General features: G+C 64.9%; 21 protein-coding genes. 9 read left to right on the top strand and 12 right to left on the bottom strand.

The window, feature by feature from the left end:
- Positions 1-59 precede the first annotated feature (59 nt).
- Positions 60-758 carry a winged helix-turn-helix domain-containing protein gene (locus tag AC1DVR_RS14515; RefSeq protein ID WP_478001305.1) on the bottom strand — a complete coding sequence of 233 codons (699 nt, stop codon included), beginning with the start codon at positions 756-758 and terminating at the stop codon, positions 60-62.
- Positions 759-1,310: 552 nt separating this feature from the next.
- Between AC1DVR_RS14515 and AC1DVR_RS14510 the strand changes: the two genes are divergently transcribed.
- From AC1DVR_RS14510 to AC1DVR_RS14495, 4 genes are all read left to right on the top strand, one after another.
- Positions 1,311-2,060: an SDR family NAD(P)-dependent oxidoreductase gene (locus tag AC1DVR_RS14510; RefSeq protein ID WP_478001304.1), complete on the top strand. Its 750-nt coding sequence runs from the start codon at positions 1,311-1,313 to the stop codon at positions 2,058-2,060.
- Between the two features lie 229 nt (positions 2,061-2,289).
- A complete protein-coding gene (locus AC1DVR_RS14505) occupies positions 2,290-2,658 on the top strand; it encodes a DUF983 domain-containing protein (protein ID WP_478001303.1) in 369 nt (122 codons plus the stop codon).
- A gap of 296 nt (positions 2,659-2,954) precedes the next feature.
- Complete coding sequence (locus tag AC1DVR_RS14500) at positions 2,955-3,494, top strand: helix-turn-helix domain-containing protein (protein ID WP_478001302.1); 540 nt, start codon at positions 2,955-2,957, stop codon at positions 3,492-3,494.
- On the top strand, positions 3,485-4,531 hold the full coding sequence (locus tag AC1DVR_RS14495; protein WP_478001301.1) for an SLAC1 anion channel family protein: 1,047 nt from the start codon (positions 3,485-3,487) through the stop codon (positions 4,529-4,531). The genes AC1DVR_RS14500 and AC1DVR_RS14495 overlap by 10 nt, the downstream gene beginning before the upstream one ends.
- Before the next feature lie 143 nt (positions 4,532-4,674).
- Here the strand turns inward: AC1DVR_RS14495 and AC1DVR_RS14490 are convergent, their stop codons facing one another.
- Both AC1DVR_RS14490 and AC1DVR_RS14485 read right to left on the bottom strand, forming a co-directional pair.
- A complete protein-coding gene (locus AC1DVR_RS14490; RefSeq protein WP_478001300.1) occupies positions 4,675-5,076 on the bottom strand; it encodes a DUF6130 family protein in 402 nt (133 codons plus the stop codon).
- A 206-nt stretch (positions 5,077-5,282) separates the two neighbouring features.
- Positions 5,283-5,468, bottom strand: coding sequence for a hypothetical protein (locus tag AC1DVR_RS14485; protein ID WP_478001299.1), 186 nt, complete (start codon positions 5,466-5,468; stop codon positions 5,283-5,285).
- Positions 5,469-5,769: 301 nt separating this feature from the next.
- On the opposite strand from AC1DVR_RS14485, the gene soxC reads away from it, so the two are divergent.
- The 4 genes from soxC (at position 5,770) to sorB (ending at position 9,138) form a co-directional block, all read left to right on the top strand.
- Complete coding sequence (gene soxC / locus AC1DVR_RS14480) at positions 5,770-7,047, top strand: sulfite dehydrogenase (RefSeq protein ID WP_478001298.1); 1,278 nt, start codon at positions 5,770-5,772, stop codon at positions 7,045-7,047.
- The gene (locus AC1DVR_RS14475; RefSeq protein WP_478001297.1) at positions 7,034-7,585 is read left to right on the top strand and encodes a c-type cytochrome; all 552 of its coding nucleotides are present in this window, start codon (positions 7,034-7,036) and stop codon (positions 7,583-7,585) included. Before soxC ends, AC1DVR_RS14475 begins: the two co-directional genes overlap by 14 nt.
- A 94-nt stretch (positions 7,586-7,679) precedes the next feature.
- The gene (gene sorA / locus AC1DVR_RS14470; RefSeq protein ID WP_478001296.1) at positions 7,680-8,822 is read left to right on the top strand and encodes a SorA family sulfite dehydrogenase catalytic subunit; all 1,143 of its coding nucleotides are present in this window, start codon (positions 7,680-7,682) and stop codon (positions 8,820-8,822) included.
- Between the two features lie 10 nt (positions 8,823-8,832).
- The gene (sorB, locus tag AC1DVR_RS14465; RefSeq protein WP_478001295.1) at positions 8,833-9,138 is read left to right on the top strand and encodes a SorB family sulfite dehydrogenase c-type cytochrome subunit; all 306 of its coding nucleotides are present in this window, start codon (positions 8,833-8,835) and stop codon (positions 9,136-9,138) included.
- 127 nt (positions 9,139-9,265) lie between these two features.
- On the opposite strand, the gene AC1DVR_RS14460 is transcribed toward sorB, so the two are convergent.
- The 9 genes from AC1DVR_RS14460 to AC1DVR_RS14420 all read right to left on the bottom strand — a co-directional run bounded on the left by AC1DVR_RS14460 (position 9,266) and on the right by AC1DVR_RS14420 (position 19,243).
- Entirely contained in the window at positions 9,266-10,504 is a 1,239-nt protein-coding gene (locus AC1DVR_RS14460) for a class I SAM-dependent methyltransferase (protein ID WP_478001294.1), read from the bottom strand.
- 325 nt (positions 10,505-10,829) lie between these two features.
- On the bottom strand, positions 10,830-11,621 hold the full coding sequence (locus AC1DVR_RS14455) for a hypothetical protein (RefSeq protein ID WP_478001293.1): 792 nt from the start codon (positions 11,619-11,621) through the stop codon (positions 10,830-10,832).
- Between the two features lie 156 nt (positions 11,622-11,777).
- Positions 11,778-12,692, bottom strand: coding sequence for an RDD family protein (locus AC1DVR_RS14450; RefSeq protein WP_478001292.1), 915 nt, complete (start codon positions 12,690-12,692; stop codon positions 11,778-11,780).
- Positions 12,689-13,687: a stage II sporulation protein M gene (locus AC1DVR_RS14445; RefSeq protein ID WP_478001291.1), complete on the bottom strand. Its 999-nt coding sequence runs from the start codon at positions 13,685-13,687 to the stop codon at positions 12,689-12,691. The genes AC1DVR_RS14450 and AC1DVR_RS14445 overlap by 4 nt, the downstream gene beginning before the upstream one ends.
- Positions 13,687-14,799 (bottom strand): DUF58 domain-containing protein, encoded by a 1,113-nt coding sequence (locus AC1DVR_RS14440; protein WP_478001290.1) that lies wholly within the window; start codon positions 14,797-14,799, stop codon positions 13,687-13,689. Before AC1DVR_RS14440 ends, AC1DVR_RS14445 begins: the two co-directional genes overlap by 1 nt.
- 167 nt (positions 14,800-14,966) lie before the next feature.
- The gene (locus AC1DVR_RS14435; RefSeq protein WP_478001289.1) at positions 14,967-15,923 is read right to left on the bottom strand and encodes an AAA family ATPase; all 957 of its coding nucleotides are present in this window, start codon (positions 15,921-15,923) and stop codon (positions 14,967-14,969) included.
- Positions 15,913-17,217, bottom strand: coding sequence for a hypothetical protein (locus tag AC1DVR_RS14430; protein ID WP_478001288.1), 1,305 nt, complete (start codon positions 17,215-17,217; stop codon positions 15,913-15,915). The genes AC1DVR_RS14435 and AC1DVR_RS14430 overlap by 11 nt, the downstream gene beginning before the upstream one ends.
- Positions 17,214-17,867 (bottom strand): DUF4129 domain-containing protein, encoded by a 654-nt coding sequence (locus AC1DVR_RS14425; RefSeq protein WP_478001287.1) that lies wholly within the window; start codon positions 17,865-17,867, stop codon positions 17,214-17,216. Before AC1DVR_RS14425 ends, AC1DVR_RS14430 begins: the two co-directional genes overlap by 4 nt.
- 554 nt (positions 17,868-18,421) lie before the next feature.
- Complete coding sequence (locus AC1DVR_RS14420) at positions 18,422-19,243, bottom strand: hypothetical protein (protein ID WP_478001286.1); 822 nt, start codon at positions 19,241-19,243, stop codon at positions 18,422-18,424.
- A gap of 144 nt (positions 19,244-19,387) precedes the next feature.
- On the opposite strand from AC1DVR_RS14420, the gene AC1DVR_RS14415 reads away from it, so the two are divergent.
- Positions 19,388-19,909, top strand: coding sequence for a PepSY domain-containing protein (locus AC1DVR_RS14415; RefSeq protein WP_478001285.1), 522 nt, complete (start codon positions 19,388-19,390; stop codon positions 19,907-19,909).
- The last annotated feature ends 18 nt before the right edge of the window (positions 19,910-19,927 follow it).

Below are 19,927 nucleotides of genomic sequence, written 5' to 3'. Positions count from 1 at the left end.
GGTCATCACCTGCCTTTGAAGGCAGCCGAGGGCAGAGCCCGGACCCGGGCCATTTCGCCTCAGCCGTGTGCGGAGGAGAGGACCTCTTTCGCGGTTTCAATCGAGCCATAGGCTTCCACAAGCTGCTGGGCAAAACGCATGAAAAGGTCGACCACGTGATCGTCACGCCCACCGGTGCCGATCACGCCGGCCCGCAGTCGGTTTCGCAGACCGTCGTCAAGGCCATGCGGCTTGCCGAGAGGTCCGGAAAGTTCGCCCCAGAAGTCTGACGTCGCGGGCGCCGATGCCGGTGGCGCTTCGGACTCCGGGTCGCAGGCAAAGAAGTAGCCACGACCTGGAACGCTGATGATGAGGTCCCGGTCGGCGCCCAGCACATTGCGCAGCGTGGCGATCTGGAACCGGAGGTTGCATTCATCCACCGTGGTCGATGGCCACACCCGTTTCAACAGCTCGGCCTTGGGGATGACCGAGCCGCGCCCTTCCAGCAGCACGACGAGCAGATCAAAGGCACGGCTGCCCACAGGGACGACCTCTCCCGATTGCAGCAGAAGCCGGGATTTCGGCCACACCTGGAAATCCCGGAACGCGAGGACGCCGTGAGGAAGAACCTCCTGCATCCCCGGCCAGGACGCGTCCTCAAGCGACGGGATACCGGTGTTTAGGGGAAACTGGCCTGGTCTGAGCATGTTCAATCCTCCAACAGAGTCGAATGGGCAGAGCGCCGCCGCGATTGCCGCTTCACCGATCGAACGGTTCAATGGGGTGAGATGTTCTGGCCCCTTTGTCCCTCTTCCGAAAGCAAAGTGTGAGTCACGAGTTGTTAAGAGATGTTAATGCGGCGATGGCAGCATGGACCGGTCCTGATGGGCGGGCCGCAGAAGATCACCGGCATAGCCCCGGCCCGGCGGGCGCATTGTCGATCGCATCTCTCTTGACCCGTGACTTGCGCGCGCCAAACCTTGGGCGGGTTCTGCGCACCCAGACGGGTGTTGCAATCTGGTTCGCGCGGCCGCGTCCCGGTCGCAAGCTCCCCCAACCCGGATCTGTGGGAATGGGCCGCGGTGCGCAAAGCGGACCCGGGGGCGGGCCTTTCTCTCACCAGGGGTCTTGGGGGAAGACGCGACTTTTTCTCTGCACCTTCCGCCCCTCTTCGCGCCTCACATCTTCTCACCCCACCTCAGGACAACTTGGTGGGTGGGCCTGCGGGCGCCGGCTATCGTGGTCGCATCGCATCGGCGGCCGTGCAGTGCCCGTGATCCTGCATTGCACCGCCGTTCGCGCAGCGAGATCAGCACAAAAGGAGATGAACCATGGGCAGGTTAGAGGGCAAGGTCGCCGTCGTGACGGGCGCCAACAGCGGAATCGGCCTCGCCACCGCAAAGCTTTTTGCAGCCGAGGGCGCGCGGGTCTTCATGACCGCGCGCCGGAAGGCCGAACTGGACGCGGCGGTCCAGCAGGTTGGCGGTCAGGCGCGCGGCGTGCAGACCGACATCTCGGTGTCGGGCCAGCTTGATCACCTGTTCGGGATCGTCAGGGACGAAGCCGGCCACATTGACATTCTCTTTGCCAATGCTGGCGGCGGCGAGTTCGCAGCCCTTGGGGCGATCACCGAAGAGCATTTCGACAAGACCTTCTCGACCAACGTCAAGGGCACCGTGTTCACCGTGCAGAAGGCGCTGCCGCTGATGAAGGATGGCGGCTCGATCATCCTGACCGGGTCGACCGCAGCCTCGACCGGGACGCCGGCCTTCAGCATCTACAGCGCCACCAAGGCGGCCATCCGCAGTTTCGCCCGCAACTGGATTCTTGACCTCGGGCCCAGAAAGATCCGGATCAACGTGCTGGTGCCGGGCAATACCTCGACCCCCGGCTGGCATGGTCTGGCCACCAACGACGACGACCACCAGAAGATGATGTCCTATGTCGAGATGACGACGCCGCTTGGACGGCTGGCGGAGGCAAGCGAGATCGCCCATGCCGCGCTGTTTCTTGCTTCGGATGAGAGCAGCTATGTCACCGGCAGCGAGCTTTTTGTCGACGGCGGCACGGCGCAGATCTGACGCGCCTCCGCCAGGGGAGCCGGGGGCAGACCGTCCTGCCCTCGGGCGCCAAATTCAATCTTGCAGGCCGGTCTCAGGACAAGGCGGAGGTGGAGAGCGCCCGGCGGCGGTTCCCTCCCTGCGGGCCGGCATAGGTCAATCGGACCACGAGGCCCAAAGATGATACGCTTGCCGTCCTGGGCGCCGGCCTTCGGATCTGGCGCCGCCGCTTTCACCTGGAGGTCTGCCGATGCCCAATCATCATCCCGCCGTGGGCCGCGCGATGCGACGCGGCCTGATCGGGCGCTGCCCGAACTGCGGACGCGGCAAGATGTTCTCCGGCTATCTGAGCATCATGCCACAGTGTCTGGTTTGCGCAGCCCCGCTGGGGCGCTATCGGGCGGCGGACGGCCCGGCCTTCGCCACGATGACCGTGCTGGGGTTGTTGCTGATCCCCGTGATGGGCATCGCCTATGTGCGGTTCCGGCCCGACCCGCTGCACATGGCGGGCTGGGTGGCGGTTTCCTTCACGTTGCTGACGCTGCTCGCTCTCAGAGTAACGAAGGGCATGATCGTGGGATACCTGTGGGCCACCGATGCCTTTGACGACGGCGCGTGACCGCAAGACAGGCCACGGAGCGCACGGGCCACGGCCGGCGGCCGAACCCGGCACACGCCATCTCACGACAACTCATCGCGTCTAAGCCCATCTCCTTCGCGTCAGGGCAAGCTTGACCCTAGCCTTGAGATATTCGCGGCAGGCGAGGCCCTCCCTCGGCCGTGCCGAAGGGTCCGGATGGCAGCGGACCGCATTTCCCACAACGGACAAGGGGTTTTCCGATGACGATGCAGCCTGCAAGATTGCAGCCGAATGCCCAGGCCGCGCGAGGTCTTTTCGCGACCCTGGCTGGAATGATGATCCAAGCCGGCGATCTGCTTCCGGCTGACCCGCACACCACGAGCCGTTGCCCGGGCAGCGCGGGCATCCTGCGCGAGGCCAACCCTGCCCGGCTGAGCACCGGCCAGTCCCCATGGCAGATGCGCCGCGTGCAAGCGGTCATTGCGGCAAGGATCGGCGAAGCGATCAGCAACCGCGAACTTGCCGCCGAGGTGCGGCTGAGCGTCAGCCATTTTGCACGGGCGTTTCGCAGAAGCTTCGGCCACGCGCCGCACGCCTATGTGCTGGCCCGGCGGGTGGCCCATGCCAAGCACCTGATGAGCAGCACCGAAGACCCTCTGGCGCAGGTGGCCGTGTCCTGTGGTTTTTGCGATCAGGCGCATTTTTCCAAAGTCTTCCGCCAGGTCGAAAAGACCACGCCCCACCGCTGGCGGGCGCATTCTCGCGCCGCGGCAGGGGCCGGGGTCCGACATGCGGCGACAGGTTGGCCGGGCCGGGCACGCGGTCCGGATCTGCGGTGCGCCCCCTTGCCCGAACGGAGGCAATCATGGATGTGACCGATGCGACGGATCGCCCCGTTCGGGCGGATCCCAAAACCGCACCGCCGGCGGGGGAGGCGCAGCCGCAGATCACGCGGCGGCGTCTTGATTATCTTCCGGTATCGCTGTTCGGCTCCGTCATGGGGCTGACCGGGCTCAGCGTGGCCTGGCGCGGTGCTTCGAAGACTTTTGGCATGACCACCGCGCCGGCCGACTGGATCGGCATCGCGGCCATCGTCGTTTTCGTGGTTCTGGCTCTGGCCTATGGCGTGAAGGCTGTCTCCGCTCCCGATGCCGTCCGGGCCGAGTTTCGCCATCCGGTTGCGGGCCCCCTGTTCGGCACATTGCTGATCAGCCTGCTTTTGCTGCCAATCGTGCTGATGCCCTACGCGCCCCTGCTGGCACAGGGCATGTGGATCGCTGGCGCGGGGGCCATGTTGGTCTTTGCCTGGAGCGTGGTCGACCGCTGGATGGGCAACCGTCAGCAGATGGAGCATGCGGCGCCCAGTTGGCTGGTGCCCGTGGTGGGGCTGCTGGATGTGCCCTTGGCGGTGCCCTATATCGGGCTGCCGCCGATGCATGCGCTGATGCTGACCTGTCTGGCGATCGGCATGTTTTTTGCCATCCCCCTGTTCGCCATGGTCTTTTCGCGCGTTCTGTTCCAGCCGCCCTTGCCTGCCGGAATGCAGCCGACGCTGATGATCTTGCTGGCGCCCTTTGCCGTCGGGTTTCTGACCTACGCTTCGGTGATGGGCGGCGTGGATGAGTTCGCCGGCGCACTTTACGGCCTGTCGCTTTTCATGCTGGTGGTTCTTCTGGGGCGGCTGAGGCATGCGATGCTGTGCTGTCCGTTCCACCTGGCGTGGTGGGCGGTCAGCTTTCCCCTCGCCTCTGCCGCCGTGATGGCCTTCCGCTTTGCCGGCGCTCGGCCGGGGATGGTAAGCGAGGGCATCGCCCTGGCCCTCCTGGCGCTCGCCTCGGTCGCGGTTGCGGGGCTGGCGGCGCGCACCGTCTTCGGCATTGTGACGGGGGAACTGCGCCGGCTCGCCGGGTAAGCCGCGGCGAAGTGCAGGACACGCCCTGCCCTTCGCCGCATTTGCGCCCGTCGCGGGGAGGACGGCAGAACGGCCCGGCCTCCTGGGGTCCGGGCCGAGGCCTTTTCGGGGGAAGGCCGATGCGCCTCGCCGGGCAATCCCGGCTAGGGCACGTCAAAGCTCACGATCTGCCGGTCGATCACGTGATGCGTGGGATCGGCCAGCTCGACCAGGACTTTGTGAGGGCCGGAGGTCAGGCCGACCACGATGATCGTCTGGCCCGTCGCATCGACAAAATGCCAGGGCAGATCATCCACCGTGATGTGGACATGACCGATCCGGGGCGACACATCCATGGCACCCGGGCCGAACACCGGCACCACGCGCAGGTTCTCTGTCCGGTACTGGATGAACACCCTTCCCTGCGCCAGGGGGCCCGCAAGCGGCGGATCAACGATCAGCTTCGCCGGCGGTTCGTTCTGGATCGCCACCAGCGGCGACGGGCCGATGATGTCGCGCGCCGTCCGCGCAGCGGTCTGGGTTGCCGGCAAGTCGGATACTGTCATGGGAAAAAGCCCTTTCAGGAATTGGCGCCCGGACCATCTCCGGTCGCATTGACCGCATGCGCATGGGATGCATCGCACGCTCCTTTCGGCACTGGAGGGCGCCAAAAAGCGCCACGCGGGAACAGATCAACCGCGTGGCGCAGGTCCCGGTCTGTCACGGGGAGGGGACAGGCAGGCCCGGTCTCAAATCGAGGCATCCGCAGGTTTCACGCCGTCCTGCGGCCGATCGGTTGACCCTTCCGGTCAAAACCGGCCCGATCCGCTTGCGGAACGTAGTGCCGCAACATCGGCGCGTGCATGACGAAGGGGAGGCTTGCAGCCCCGCGCATCCCTGTTCCGCGATAGCTGCCGAAGCGGCAGATCCAACCCGGCCCGACGATGTGGCGCTCCATTTTCGCGGTCTCCGATAAGTCCTGAACCTTTCATAAGCCACTGCCGCGGACCTCGCCAAGGAGACCTGGTGAAAGCGGGCGAGATCGGGTGAGCGGCACGGTTTTCAACATCAACTCACACCGTTTCATTCGCGCATTTCAGGGGCCAAACCTATCCTGACCCCGGGCCTCGCCAAGACACCGCAGATGGGGAGGCTGGTCTGACGCCCTCGCGTGACGCGATCCGACCGGGACCGATTGTCATGTCGGGACCTGCCCGGAAGATCATGCCCAGGCCCTTCGCCCAGACTGGAGAATTGATGTGACGACGCCCACCGATCCGATCGCCCCCTCCGTCACACGACCCGAAACCCTGACGCGGCGACACTTTCTTGCCGCAGGTACGGGGGGTGTCGCGGTTGCTTCCCTCGCCAGCAGGGCGATGGCGGACAGCCTTGCCGATGTTCCGGCGCGCGGGCCCGGCGCCCCGCTGTCGGCCACCAGCGCAAGGTCGGAGTTCGTTGACATCGGGAGGGTCCTCGAATCCTCGCCGGGCCACAGCAACGTCGACCCGGAAGAGGCGATCAATTCCAAAACCCCGCTGCAAAAACTGGTCGGGACGATCACGCCCTCAGACCTGCATTACGAACGCAGCCATGCCGGCGTGCCGGACATTGATCCTGCCGTCCATCGCGTCTTGGTCCACGGCATGGTCCGGAAGGCCATCGTGCTTGACATGGACGACATCCGTGCGATGCCGTCGGTGTCGCGCGTGGCCTTTCTGGAATGCACGGGCAACGGCTGGGAGAACTGGAAAGCGGCGGCGCCCGATCTGACGGTGCAGAACACGCATGGCCTGATCAGCACGCATGAATGGACCGGGGTCCCGCTGGCCTTCCTGATTGATCACGTCGGGGTTGACCCCGCATCAACCTGGATGCTGGCCGAAGGCGGGGATGGCGCGGCCGTGGCCCGCAGCATTCCCCTGACGGATGAGATCATCGCGGAAGGCATGCTGGCCTATGGCCAGAACGGCGAAGCCCTGCGCCCAGCGCATGGGTTTCCACTGCGGCTGTTTCTGCCGGGCTTTGAGGGCACCCTGAACATCAAGTGGTTGCGGCGCCTGAAATTCGGCAACCAGCCCTTCATGACCCGATGGGAAACGGCGCGGTACACCCAGCTTCAGGCCGATGGCCATGCACGCCAGTTTCAGCTGCGTCAGGAGGTGAATTCGGTCATCACCTCGCCTTCCGGCATGATGCAGATCAGGAAGGGCCACAACCGGCTCACCGGTCTGGCATGGAGCGGGTTTGGGCGGATCGTCCGGGTGGAAATCAGCACCGATGGCGGGGCCACATGGCGGGATGCCGATATCGGCCCCGCAGCCCTTCCCAAGGCGCAGACCCGGTTTCAGACCGGGTGGCAATGGGACGGGGCGCCCACGAAAATCGTGAGCCGCGCCACCGATGAGGCGGGAAACCTCCAGCCCAACCGCGCCGATTTCATCGCGAAAACAGGCACCAACGCGCTTTTCCATTTCAATGCCCAGCAGACCTGGGCCATCGATGCAGAAGGAAACGTGCGCAATGTTCTGGCTTAGGATCTGCGGGACAAGCTTGGTGGCCCTTGGCCTCGGCCTTGGCACCGGCGCGCGGGCCGAGGAGTTCGGGCGTCCCGCGACAGCGGCTGAAGTGGCGCTCTGGGATATCGACGTCTTGCCCGACGGAACCGGCCTGCCGATGGGCAGCGGCACCGCAAAACGCGGGGAACAGGTCTTCGCGGACACCTGCGCAGCCTGCCACGGCGACAAGGGCGAGGGCGGCATCGGCGGGCGGCTCTTTGGCGGCATCGGCACGCTCGCATCGGACAAGCCGGTCAAGACGGTGGGAAGCTACTGGCCCTATGCCACCACCCTTTTCGACTATGTGCGCCGCGCCATGCCCTACAGCGCACCCGGAACGCTGAGCGACGACGAGGTCTATGCGGTTTCCGCCTATATCCTGAGCCTGAATGGCATTGTCGGCCCGGATGACGTGCTGGACCGGACCAGCCTTCCGAAGGTCCAGATGCCAAACCGGGCGGGATTCGTGCCCGACAAAGCCTTTCTTCACATCCACAACGCGCGGCAAACGAAGTGAGCGCGCGGGCGCCGTCCGGCACGGCGCGGCGCAGCAGGATCAACCAGCGAGGGTAACATGACGACCAGACGGCACGTGCTAATGACCGCGGGGGGTGCGGCCCTGGCCCTCGGCCCTGGCCGAGACGGCATCGCTACCCTTCGCCAACGGCGACCGCGATCTCGTGGCCTATCCCGGCAAGCGGCCGATGCTGGAGCTGTCCGCCCGGCCGCCCCAGCTTGAAACCCCGTTCGCGGTCTTCGATGAAAGCCTTTTCACCCCGAACGACGCCTTCTTTGTGCGCTACCATCTGGCCGGGATCCCGACGGAGATTGACCCTGCCACCTACCAGATCGAGATCGGCGGCAGCGTCACGGCGCCTTTCAGGATCAGTCTGGCAGAGCTGAAGGCGCTGGACGCGGTCGAGCTTGCGGCTGTTCACCAATGCTCAGGCAACAGCCGCGGCTTCGCCGTCCCGCGCGACGGCGGGGGTCAGGCGGGCAATGGCCTGATGGGGTGTGCGATCTGGAAGGGGGTCCCCCTCAAAACCCTGCTCGACAGGGCGGGCGTGGGCGATACGGCAAAATTCGTGGCTTTCGAAGGGCTTGACGGCCCGGTGCTGGACGACACCCCCGATTTCATCAAGTCGCTCGACATCGGCCATGCCCGCGACGGCGAGGTGATGATCGCGTGGCACATGAACGGCGAGGACTTGCCCTGGCTGAACGGCTTTCCGGTCCGGCTGGTCGTGCCGGGCTATTTCGGCACCTATTGGGTCAAGCACCTCAGCAAGATCACCGTGCTGGATGAGGCGCTGGATTCCTTCTGGATGACCAAGGCCTACCGCATCCCCGACAATGCCTGCGCCTGCGTGGAGCCGGGAGAGACGGTTCTGTCCTCGGTTCCGATCAACCGGTTCGGCGTCCGGTCCTTCATCACCAATGTTCGGGATGGTGCAAAGGTGACGCCGGGACCGCTGACCTTGCGTGGCATAGCCTTTGACGGTGGCTACGGCATCACCGACGTCGACCTGTCCACCGATGGCGGTGCGACGTGGACGGGCGCGAAACTCGGCGATGATCTGGGAAAATACGCCTTCCGCGCCTGGACTGCCGTGGTGACGGTTGCCAAGGGTGACAGTGCCATCAAGGTGCGCGCCGTCAACAGGATCGGGCAGAGCCAACCGATGGAGCCGCTGTGGAACCCGTCGGGCTATGCGCGCAATTGCGTCGAAACCACCAGGATCACCGTCGCCTGAGGAGGTCAGCATGAACCGAATGTCACGCAGTGCCGGCGCCTTCATCTTGGCGGTCCTGCCCCTCTCCGGCCTGGCCAGCCCCGTCACTTACACCCTGCCCGATGAGACCGCGACCTTTCAGCCCGGGCCGGGGGTCGATGTGGCAGAGGCCAATTGCGCCACCTGCCACTCGACCGACTACATCAACTATCAGCCGCCACATATGGGCGAAAAGTTCTGGACCGGCGAAGTCACCAAGATGATCAAGGTCTATGGCGCGCCGATATCCGAGGCGGATGCAAAAGCGATCATCGCCTATCTGGTGGCTTCCTACTGACCCCGTCCTGCACCGAGGGTCAGAACCCGTTGACCCCGAATTTGCGGCCCCTTTCAGGCCCGGTGTGGCGTATGATCAACGCCCCCCGGAATGCCGCAATGTCTCAAAGTGGCCTCGGCACAGGCCGCTATTCGGCGGCGAGCGCGCGGTCTTCCTGCGTGGCGCAGGGCGAGGACGGGTAGAGATAGTCGCGCGTGAGGGGGACGACTTCCTGCTTGTGCGCAAGCTGGATCTGGAAGACGCATTGGTTAAAGTGGCGGAAGGTCTGCTCTGAGGCCACCAGATAATAGCGCCACATCCGGCAGAAGCGGTCATCGTAAAGCGCGCGGGCCCTGTCGATATTGGCCATGAAACGCTCCTGCCAATGACGCAGCGTCTCGGCATAGTGCAGGCGCCAGACCTCGATATCGGTATTGTACAGCGCCTGTTTCTCGATGGCGGGCATCACCTCGGACAGGGCCGGGCAATAGCCACCGGGGAAGATGTATTTGGTGATCCAGGGGCTGGTCGCGCCGGGCCGGTCGATCCGCCCGATGTAGTGGATCAAGGCCACGCCTTCCGGGGCCAGCCGGTCGTGGACGTTGCGGAAATACTCGCCGTAATGCGGGATGCCGACATGTTCGAACATGCCGACCGAGACGATGCGGTCAAAAGTCCCGGTCACGGTGCGGTAATCGGCCAGGCGAAACTCCACCCGATCCGACAGCCCGGCGCGGGCGGCCCGCTCGCAGGCGATCTTGTGCTGTTCGACGCTGAGCGTGACACCGAGGACCCGGGCGCCGTAGTCCTGCGCCAGGGTCAGCGCCAGCCCGCCCCAGCCGCATCCGATGTCCAGCACGGTCATCCCCGGCTGCAACAGCAGCTTGTGGGCGATATGCTCTTTCTTCGCGCGCTGCGCCGCTTCCAGGGTCATGCCGGGGGTGCGGAAGTAGGCGCAGGAATACTGGCGGTCCGCGTCGAGGAACAGGTCATAGAGCTCACCCGAAAGATCGTAGTGATGCGCCACGTTGGCACGCGCCCGGCCCATCGGGTTGAACTGCGCCACCCGGCGAAACAAGGCGCTGACCGACAGAAGGCGGTTGCGCCAGTTGCTCGGCGCCCGCCTGACATTGGCGAGCAGAAGCGCGAACATGCTGTGCAGGTCGTCGCCCTCGACGAGGAGGGTGCCGTTCATGTAGCCCTCGCCCAGGGCCAGGTCCGGTTGCAGCACAAGCTGTCGCAGCAGCGCCGGATCGGTGATGCGCAGGACCACTTCGGGCGCGGGACCATCTCCGTAACGTCGGGTCCTGCCGTCGGGCGTGGCAAGGGTCAGGCTGCCCTCCCCCACCAGATCGCGCAGCAACCTGTCAAGCAAACCAGCCCACATGGCACCCCCATCCCGATGCTTCCGTATGCAATCCCAGCAGTCCCACCGCGGAAACCGCGACACGTCGACTGCGAAAACCAAGCCGCTCAATTTTGGCGCCGCCTTAACGCCCAATCAAGACTTTCGGTTCCCAGGCGCGGGGCTGAATATTCAGATCGTGGGACCTGCCGCGATCATGGCCTGATTTGACCTTGTAGCCACCTTTTATCCAGCGTGAGCGAGCCTACCGGGGTGGAGAACAGCCGCCTCAATGCCGGCCCCGTCAGAGTGGAAGGGGCGCATGGCCCGGCGGCCCGAGCGGGGCCACCGGGCGGTTGCATGCGGATCAGTCGAAGACCGCGGCGATGTCGCGCACGCTCGTGCCTTCCTTGATCTCGCGCAAGCGTGCGTAGATCAGTGCGACGGCGACGGAGCTGAGGCCATATCCAAGGGCGGTGGTCATCGTGAGGGCCAGCCCGCCGATCACCATGCCGGCAGCGCCGCCTGCCAGGCCGCCGACCAGCAAACGGATCAACAGGTTCGAGACCAGATTGATGCCCACGATGACGATAAAGATCACCACAAAGGTCCCGAGGATCGGCCAGCGGTACTCCTTGGTCAGGGACGCGCTGCGGCCAAGCCCCCCGAAGCCGACCTTTTCAATCACCACGGCCGCCGGCATCATCGAGAACACCGCGTAAGCCCAAAGGCCCGGAACAACCAGCGCGGCCAGCCCGATGCCCATGATCAAGGTCGAAACCACCCCCAGTATCGCGATCGGCACAGCGGCCCGCACGGCAGGACCGACGTAACGGCCGAGTTTCAGGGGACGTTGCAGCTTGGCATCGTAGGCCAGCTGCACAATCAGCGCCGTGGTCAGACCATTGGCCACCACCTGAAAAATGATCGACAGCACCGTGGGAACGAAATCTGCCGGTTCGACAAGTGGCTTTTTGTCAATGCCCAGGGAGGCGCCCCAGCCGAGCAAGGCAGCGGAGACCAAAAAACCTAGCAGCGTCGGGACGACTGCCAAAAGCAGGACCGATAGAATATGCCGCATCAGGATCGTAAAACTTTCGCCGACGATGGAACCGACGCCCAGCGGCGCGCCCGTCTGCAGGGTGGGGGAAACAGTCATAAAGAACCCTCGCGATCAATATGGTGAGTTGCCAGCCAACGCTTGCCAAATGTACCGGACGCCATCGGGCTTCACGATTGTCTCAGGCCAGAAGACTCCAACGCGCGTTTGACTTCAAGCCGCGCGACAACCTGAGCGATAGATGTTGCAAATTGCTCACGTTGGGGCGTCCGTCCCGGCGTGGTGCTTGTCGGCACGACGGTCGCCAAAAAGCTGGCGTTGCTCCAGATGGGCGCGCTGCGCGGTGTAAAATGCCTTCAGGAAATCGGTGTGATCCTCGGGCAGGACCGGATCCGCGTAACCGATCTTGCGGCGGATCTTCTCGATGATTTCGGCCTGGATCTTGCGGTGGTTCGCATAGGCCACAGGCGACATTTCCTGATCCTCAACGCGCAGAAGCCCCTCCAGCGTCTGCAGTTCGAAGGCGCCGTAGTGGTCCAGTTGGTAGGCGAGGAAGGTCAGTTTGCGCCCATCCCGCACCATCTGCGGCGTCTGGCTTGCGAGGTCTTTCAGCAGCACCGGTTGCGGAAGGTGAATGACGTGGGTTCCGGCCAGCAGATCCCCCAGCCGTTGGCGGTGCCTGTTGAAAAGCGGGATCAGGAACGCCATCACCACCCAGGAAAAGGCGATAAGCGAGGATGTCGGTGAGGCCGCATCAAGGGTCAGAAGCAGGGTGCCCGGCAGAAAGATCTCCGCCTCTTTCATCAGGTTGCGCAGCACGATGGCATGTGTGCTCAAGGAGCGGCCATCATGCGAGACGACCTTGATCTTCATCAGGCGTTTGCCGAGTGTCTGACCGTTCCAGACCAGTTCCGTGATGACATAATAGGGGACGCGGGTCAGGAAGAACAGCATCGCGCCGATGCCGAAAAGGGTCTGTGGCTCGGTCAGCCGCAAAAGGCCGAGCAGGATCAGGATGCAGCCGGAGGCCGTGACCGTGATGAGCACGTCCGTGATCTGCGCGGCCAGCCGCACGCCGAGGCCCGCGACCCGCAGCGTCAGCAGGACGCCCTCGGGCGCAAGGATCGTGTCTGGCGAGGGGCGGTCCTTGCGGCGGCGAAAGATCCTCATGTGCGCTCCCGTCCGGCCAAGACCAGCCAAGCCAGCCACAAAAGCCCTATCCCCCAACCGATGGCGTAGCGCGCGTGCATGTCCTGCACCATCTGACGCAGGTAGCCCTCCAGCAGGGCGGCCACGATCAGCATGACCGAAGCCACCAGCGCCAGTTTCACCGCGTCGCGCCCGGCCAGCCGCAGGGCCTCGCTTCGGCTCAGCGGGCCCGGAAACAGGATCGCTGCGCCCAGTTTAATGCCACCACCGCAGGCGATGCAGATGGCGGAAAACTCCGTCACGCCATGGATGGACAGCCATCCCCCCATGTCCCACCCCAGCCCGCGGTTGACGTGCAGCGCCATCATCGCGCCAACGCCCAGGCCGTTGTAGAAGGTCAGGACGATGGCCGGGGCGCACAGGAACACACCGAGCCCGAAGATGAAGATCGCGATGCGCGTGTTGTGCGAAAAGAGGAATGTCGCCAAAGCGCCAAGACCGGAATGTTCGGGATTGCCGTCGTAGATGACCGAACGCAAGTAGCTGGTGGATGCCCCGGGTGTGCGACCGGCGACGAACTCGGACGGCATGAAGACGAAAAACCACGCTTCATTCTCGGCGAACAGCAGAAAGCCGGTCAGGGCGCCGAGCGCCAGGCACAGAAATCCGATCGCGATGAAGATCCAGGACCGCCGGACCGCCTGCGGCGCCGAAGCGGTGAAGAACCGGCGTACCAGACCGCCCAGCCGCTCTTGCGGGGCATAGACGCACAGGTAGGCGCGCGCGGTCAGGGCTTCCAGATAATCCAGAAGGGCGCGGTCGAGCGAGATTTCCCGCGCGATGGCCAGCGAACTGGTGGCGCGGCGGTAGCTGGCCGCAAGATCGCGGGCGGCCGCGAAATCCATCCGGTGCAGCCCGCGCCGCTCGGCCTGCGCGACCAGGGTTTCCAGCAATTGCCAGTCCGCCTCGCGTTCGGCGCGGAACCGGGCAGAGCGCAGAAGATGGGTCTGCTCCATCAGATCAAATCCTTCGACTTGATCTCGAGATAGGTCGAGACCAGCTTTGCCGTCACCGTTTTGGGCGCTGCGTCCACGATGGTCACGCCCAGTCGGACCAGACGCTCCAGCGCGCGGCGGCGGTCCTGCACCCATTGGTTGGTCGCGACAAGAGTGGCCACATCGTTCAGATCACCAGCCGCGCGGTCGACGATGCTTTCCAGATCGGGATCGCGGATCGTGACGAAAACCACGAGATGCCGCCGCGCCAGAATGCCGATGTTCTCGATCATCAATTCGGCCGAGGTGGTGTCGACGAAATCGGTAAAGATGATGATCAGGCTGCGTTTCGGCGTGCGGGCGTTCAACTCGGTCAAGGCCAGGGTGTGGTTGGTCTCGCGTCCCGTCAGGGACAGGCTCGCACTCCAGCTGCGCAGGCGCGGAAAGGCGATGCGGCCGGGCTGTGGGGCCGCGAAAGCGCGCGGACGCGCGTCATAGGCAAAGTAGCCGACCAAATCTCCGCCGATCGCCGCAGCCCAGGCAGTGGCAAGCGCCGCCGTGATGGCGTGGTCGATCTTGGCCACGCCCGCGATGTCCTCGCGCATCAGATATCCGGTGTCGAGTGCCAGGACGACATGGTGGTTGCGTTCGGCCTGCAGCTCCCGGGCCAGAAGCGAGCGGCGGCGTGCCGACCGTTTCCAGTCGATCGTCTTGACGTCCATGCCGCGGACGAAATCGCGAAGCTGGTGAAACTCGGACCCCTCCCCGATGGCGCGGTTTTCCTTCACGCCATAGAGCGTGGACAGGACGGTGCTGGTGATCTGTCCGGATTGCACCGGCCGGACGTTGGGCACGACCCGCACTTCCAGCGCCACGGACAGGCGGGGCGTGAACTCGAAAAACTTCAGCCGCGAGGGCCAGATCAGCCAAAGGCGGGTCAGGGTCCAGACACCGCGTCTGACCGCCCGGCACGGGATCGTCGCCGTGCTGTCCAGGAAGGCGCCTTGCCCTGGTCCCGACAGTCCTTCGGGCCAGTCCAGCCTTGCCGTCAAACCTGCGGGGGCCGGCGTTACGGTCAAACGCAGGGGGACGGTCTCGCCGACGAAGACCTCAGGGGGTGCGGTCAGGACCACGGCCTTGCGCCGGGTCAGCGACAGGGCGAGGTCGATCAGCGCAATCCCGGCCAGAACGGCCCAGGGGGCGAGCGCCAGATCCCGCGCAGTGCCGCCCAGCAGCCCCGCCGCAACGGATGCTACAAGGGCGGCACCCGCCGCCTTCAGAAGCTTGGGGGCCGGACGGATCAGCGCGGGGCCTCGATCTGGTTGAGGATGTTTTCCAGAACCTGAATCGAGTCCCGCCCCTCGATCTCGGCGGCTGGACCCAGCACGATCCGGTGGCGCAATGCGGGCACGAACAGGCGTTTCACGTCGTCGGGGATGGCGTAGTCGCGCCCGCTGAGTGCCGCCAGCGCGCGCGCCGCCCGCGCCACCGCATCGGCCGCACGGGTCGAAGCGCCATGCGAAATCTCGGGATTGGCCCGGGTCGCGCGGACAAGCCGCAGGATATAGGCCAGGATGTCATCCTTCAGGATGATCCCGTCGATGAGCGCACGCGACTCCGCCAAAGCCGCCGCGTCAAGCACCTTGGCAAGCCCGGCAGTCTCCAGTCCCGCCTCGATCGGCTGGGCGGCGTGCTGCTTGAGGATCGCCATCTCAATGTCCTCGGGCGGAAATTCGATACCCAGCTTGAAGAGAAAGCGGTCGAGTTGCGCCTCGGGCAGCGGATAGGTGCCCTGTTGTTCGATGGGGTTCTGGGTTGCGATGACGATGAAATCGCTGCCAAGCGAGTGGTCCATGCCGTCGATGCTGACAGTGCGTTCGTTCATGGCCTGCAGCAGGGCCGCCTGGGTCTTGGGCGGGGCGCGGTTGATCTCGTCGGCCAACAGGACCTGACTGAACACCGGCCCCTTGGTCAAGACGAAGGCGTTGGTCTGGAAGTTGAAGATCGAAGTGCCAAGGATGTCGCCCGGCATCAGATCGGGCGTAAACTGCACCCGTCCGAAATCCAGCGCCAAAGCGGCGGCGAAACTGCGGGCGAGCAGCGTCTTCGCCGTGCCGGGCGGCCCCTCGAGCAGGACATGGCCGCGCGCGAAAAGTGCGACCAGCAGCAGATCGACCGCGTCCTCCTGACCAAGGACGGTGCGGCCGATTTCGGCGCGCAGCGCATCGGCACGCTCGCGCAGGGTATCAAGTGTCATTGGCAATCAACTCCAGTATCTGTTCAAGCTCGTCGACATGGGCAATCGCCACCGTCGCGGGAACGCGACGGGGCAGACCGTGCAACCGGGTCAACACCCCTTCCAGTCGGACGGAAAGATCAGCCCGGCGGCGGGCGACAAAGCGCAGGAAGGCGCGTTCCTCACCGATCTGGCGCGCGTGACCCGGGCCCACCAGCCGGGCCGCCGTGGCCGCAATCCGCGCCGTCGCATAATCGCCGATCATGGCGCCATCCTGACCGGTCAGCCGCATCAGGCGCGCCCGGGCCTGGATCGCCTGCAGCTTGCCCAATTCCGCGCCCGGAGCGGGCCTCACCGGGCCGGCACGCAAAACGGATCGCCACAGCACCAGGGCAAGCAGGAACCCCGCGCCGAGCCACAGGGCGCGGAACGGCGGCTGGAAGAACCGCAGCAGATCGGCCCAGGTGCGGTCGCGCTGGATCGGTTCGTCAGGCTCCGCAATCCAGTTGTCACGGCTGTAGTCGATGAATACGCTGCCCTCGCCCGCAAGTGAGCCCAGAACGTCGCGCGCGATGGTCGCGTTCTGGCCCAGCCTCAAGCCATGATTGTTCAGAAGATCGGGGTCGGACAGGATCAGGACCTGTTTGTGCACTGCGGGCACGAGGCACGAGGCAAGCAGGGTCTGCTGCCCCGACCCGATGATCGGATCGCAGCCACCGGCATCGAAAAGCTGGGCGGCGTAGAGGTCGGTCTTCAGCTCCGCCCCTGCTTTGTCGCGGTAAGGCAGCGCCGTGAAAGCGTCCTGGCTCCGGTGAAGCCGGATCCTCGGCAGGCGGGTCAGATGGTGAAGGAGGGCGTTGACCCGCGCCTCATCGACCAGAAGCGCCGGATGGGCAATGCCGGTCAGCCGCATGCCGCTGCGCCACTTCGGAAGCACGATCATGGAGGGCACCTCACCCAGCTTGCCCAGAAGCGTGTCCCAGTCGAGGTCGTTTTCATCCTGCTGGAACAGAAGCTGCTCCTTGGTGCGGGCAGGTTCCAGCGCGTGATCGAGGTCGGTGTCATGCAAAGGCACCACCAGAAGCCCGATGGTGCTGGGGTTCACAAGCCATCCGCCGGAAAAGACCTGTGCGTTGCCGCCTTCGGCAGTGAGCCAGAGTTGCAGACCATCCATCCCCACGGGAGAGCTGCGTAGCGCCTGCTGACGTTGCGACAGCACATATCCGGTCGCTGCCAGGCCAATCGCCACGATGACCGCAATGATCAGGAAATCTGCCCGGACCGGCAGGCCAGCCGGGACAGAACGCGCCGTCATGTGACGGTTCCGGTCAGAATGGGGCGGATCGCGGCCACCTGCGCCTGAAAGTCCACCTCCGACACATCGCGATTTCCGAAAAGCACCTTTTCGCCGGCGATCACCAGATTGCGCAAGGCATCAAGATGGCTCTGCGCCTTGGGAATGTGGCTCAGGGTGTCGCGCATCGTCCAGCTTGGCTGCAAGAGCACCCCGTTCGCGGCCACCGTCCGGGCCAGTGCGGCGCGCGCCAGCATGACGAGGGCATGCCGCCGGTCCGTTGTCGCCAGGATCGCCTGCAGATCGGCCGGCGGGCCGTCCAAGCCCTTGCAGACCGCCAGCCCGGGCTTTCGCCGCCGCTCCGGGTTTTGGGCTTCAGACTGCAAGGACAGTGAAAAGTTGCCCGCGTTGCGCAGAACCAGGGCCGCCAGACCAGTGAGGATGGCGAGGGCGAGCAGAATGACCAGGATGCGCCCGGTCGAGAAGGCATCGGCCGCGCCATCTTTTCCGGCCGGGTCCTCCTGCGGCGGGGGGGCCAGCCGGGCCTCAAGCTGCGGCATGGCGCCCACCGGATCGTAGTAGCCGACATCCGCATCGACCCCGCGGTAGCGCACCGCATCAAGATAGGCGGCACCCGACGGCCCGATCGTCAACGCCTGCGGACCAGCCACTTGGGCTGGCACCCCCAACGGGGCAAGAGACAGGCAAACACAAAACAAAACCGTCATCGAATGGCGCATGGCTGGACGCTAATTCAACCTCGCCGTTCGCGCAATCGGAAGCTGTGGAGGTTTCTCACAACCTCACCTCATGGCGCCGCAGAGGGGTTAAGCACGACATCCGCTCCGCCTTGCAGCCGGTGAGGAGGTTTCACCCCCCTCGCCCGCCCCTTCCTCGGTCCTTTTCAAAAGTGACCTCCAAATGAAAGCGCGCAGAAGCCAAAGCGTGGAGGTGACCTTGGCCCGCGTGACACTGCCCGGGTTGGACGCCCGCCCTGCCCGCAAGGGACGTGACAGGCGTCAAGCCATATCAGGGTGTAAAACATTGATTATAAGTATTGTGCGCCACGAGGCCAGATCACCTTCGGGCTCGGGTAATATGCGGAACGGCTTCTCTGGCACCCAGTCGAAGGCATCACCCTACCTTTACGGCTGCAGGATCTCGAATGGGGGACGAAGGTGTCTTCGCCCCCCGAGACCGGGCCACTCAGGGCGAGGGGAACTCCCTAAAGGCCCAATTCGCGCCGCAGCTCCGCCAATGCGGCATCGCTCAAGGTGCGGCCGCCGGCGGCTGTGTCGAGCGTCTGCTGCTCGGTTGCGAGGTTTGCGTCGTAGGTGGTCTGGTTTGCCGCGACCTCTTCTTGCAGGGCGGCCAGATTCTCCTCGTAGGTCTGGGCCTGCTGCAGGTCGGCATTGAGCGCGGTGGTATCGGTCATCTGCGCTTCCAGGGCGGCGCGGTCCGCGTCATAGGTTGCGGAAGTCGGGTCCAGCGCATCGATCTCGCCCTGCAGCGAGGCATTGGCGGCATTTGCCGCGTCGATCTCGTTCTGCAGTTCTGCCGCGGAGGGGCCGGTATAGCTGCCGAGGTAGTCCTCGTAGGCTTTCACGCTGGCGGCCAGTTCGACGGCCTGCGCATTCGTCGCCAGCGCGGCGTTGCGGTAGGCCGCAACCTTGCCCACCCGGCTGTTCGGCGCGGCATTCTGCATCGCGGTAAGGCTCGCATGGGCCGAGTTCAGGCCCTTCAGCTCGCTATGGACCGAGCCCTTGCTCGCGGCGCCGCTTGCGCTGCTGTTGCTGCCCTTGCTGTCGTGCGTACCGGCCGAACTGCCGCCGCCGGAATGCTCCGAGGCGCCGCCCGAAGAATGGCCGCCACCATTGCCACCGCCGTTGCCGCCGCCATTTCCACCACCATTGCCGTTACCGCCGCCGTTGCCGGGGTTGGCCAGCGCAGCCTCGGGTGCGACGATAAAGACCGAGGCCGTCAGCCCCGCCAGGGACATGATCGCGATGGACGAGGCCGTCATCAGGCCTGCAAATTTCTGTCTCATGGAATATTCTCCTTCTGAGCCGCTTCTGAGCGGTTCGCGGCAGCAGGCCGCGAATCGATGCTGTGACCTTAGACGGAGTGGTTTGAACCGACGGCGAACAGCCCGTTCATCGACGGTTCATCATGCTTCTGCTATCGAAGTGCCATGCGAGTCCCATTTGCCCTTGCCCTGTTGCCTGCCGTCCTGCTCGCCTGGCCCTCCCACGGCGAGGCATTCGTCGAAGTCTCGCGTCCCGCGTTGCGCCAGCTGCTCGACAGTGGCGCGGCAGAGGATCCGCGCCGCGCCATGACAACCGCGCAAGGCCAGGCGCGGGGCGAGGTCCTCGACATCCGCGCCTTCCAGGGATCTGGCCTTTATTACCGCGTGCTGGTGAAAAATCCCTCCGGCCAGGTGGTCAGCGTCGTGATCGATGCCGCCAGCGGAGCGTTGGTGGCGCCCTCCTCGCTTGAGGCCTCCGGTGTAAATGCGGCGGCCAGCCAGGGGAGTGCTGCGACCACAGGCACCACAACGGCGGCTGCGGCGTCAGGCAGCACCAAATCGAACGGGAACGCGGGTGGAAATTCGGGAAGCAATGGCAACTCGGGCGGCAATGGCAATTCCGGCGGCAACGGGAATTCGGGCGGCAACGGGAATGCCGGGGGGAACGGCCATGGCCGCGACAAATAGCCGGCCGTCAGCGCGGGG

This window comes from Rhodobacter sp. P2_H5, from assembly GCF_056403335.1.
The sequence above is the reverse complement of the archived record's forward strand: the minus strand, read 5'-3'. Positions and strand labels throughout refer to the sequence as shown.

Excerpts from the sequence above, each read along its gene's own strand:
- AC1DVR_RS14445 (WP_478001291.1), bottom strand. The coding sequence starts at position 13,687 with ATGGAGCAGACCCATCTTCTGCGCTCTGCCCGGTTCCGCGCCGAACGC.
- AC1DVR_RS14420 (WP_478001286.1), bottom strand. The coding sequence starts at position 19,243 with ATGAGACAGAAATTTGCAGGCCTGATGACGGCCTCGTCCATCGCGATC.
- AC1DVR_RS14500 (WP_478001302.1), top strand. The coding sequence starts at position 2,955 with ATGATCCAAGCCGGCGATCTGCTTCCGGCTGACCCGCACACCACGAGC.
- AC1DVR_RS14435 (WP_478001289.1), bottom strand. The coding sequence starts at position 15,923 with ATGACACTTGATACCCTGCGCGAGCGTGCCGATGCGCTGCGCGCCGAA.
- AC1DVR_RS14450 (WP_478001292.1), bottom strand. The coding sequence starts at position 12,692 with ATGAGGATCTTTCGCCGCCGCAAGGACCGCCCCTCGCCAGACACGATC.
- AC1DVR_RS14505 (WP_478001303.1), top strand. The coding sequence starts at position 2,290 with ATGCCCAATCATCATCCCGCCGTGGGCCGCGCGATGCGACGCGGCCTG.
- AC1DVR_RS14430 (WP_478001288.1), bottom strand. The coding sequence starts at position 17,217 with ATGACGGCGCGTTCTGTCCCGGCTGGCCTGCCGGTCCGGGCAGATTTC.
- AC1DVR_RS14490 (WP_478001300.1), bottom strand. The coding sequence starts at position 5,076 with ATGACAGTATCCGACTTGCCGGCAACCCAGACCGCTGCGCGGACGGCG.
- AC1DVR_RS14495 (WP_478001301.1), top strand. The coding sequence starts at position 3,485 with ATGGATGTGACCGATGCGACGGATCGCCCCGTTCGGGCGGATCCCAAA.
- sorB (WP_478001295.1), top strand. The coding sequence starts at position 8,833 with ATGAACCGAATGTCACGCAGTGCCGGCGCCTTCATCTTGGCGGTCCTG.
- AC1DVR_RS14455 (WP_478001293.1), bottom strand. The coding sequence starts at position 11,621 with ATGACTGTTTCCCCCACCCTGCAGACGGGCGCGCCGCTGGGCGTCGGT.
- AC1DVR_RS14510 (WP_478001304.1), top strand. The coding sequence starts at position 1,311 with ATGGGCAGGTTAGAGGGCAAGGTCGCCGTCGTGACGGGCGCCAACAGC.
- AC1DVR_RS14475 (WP_478001297.1), top strand. The coding sequence starts at position 7,034 with ATGTTCTGGCTTAGGATCTGCGGGACAAGCTTGGTGGCCCTTGGCCTC.
- AC1DVR_RS14415 (WP_478001285.1), top strand. The coding sequence starts at position 19,388 with ATGCGAGTCCCATTTGCCCTTGCCCTGTTGCCTGCCGTCCTGCTCGCC.
- AC1DVR_RS14485 (WP_478001299.1), bottom strand. The coding sequence starts at position 5,468 with ATGGAGCGCCACATCGTCGGGCCGGGTTGGATCTGCCGCTTCGGCAGC.
- AC1DVR_RS14460 (WP_478001294.1), bottom strand. The coding sequence starts at position 10,504 with ATGTGGGCTGGTTTGCTTGACAGGTTGCTGCGCGATCTGGTGGGGGAG.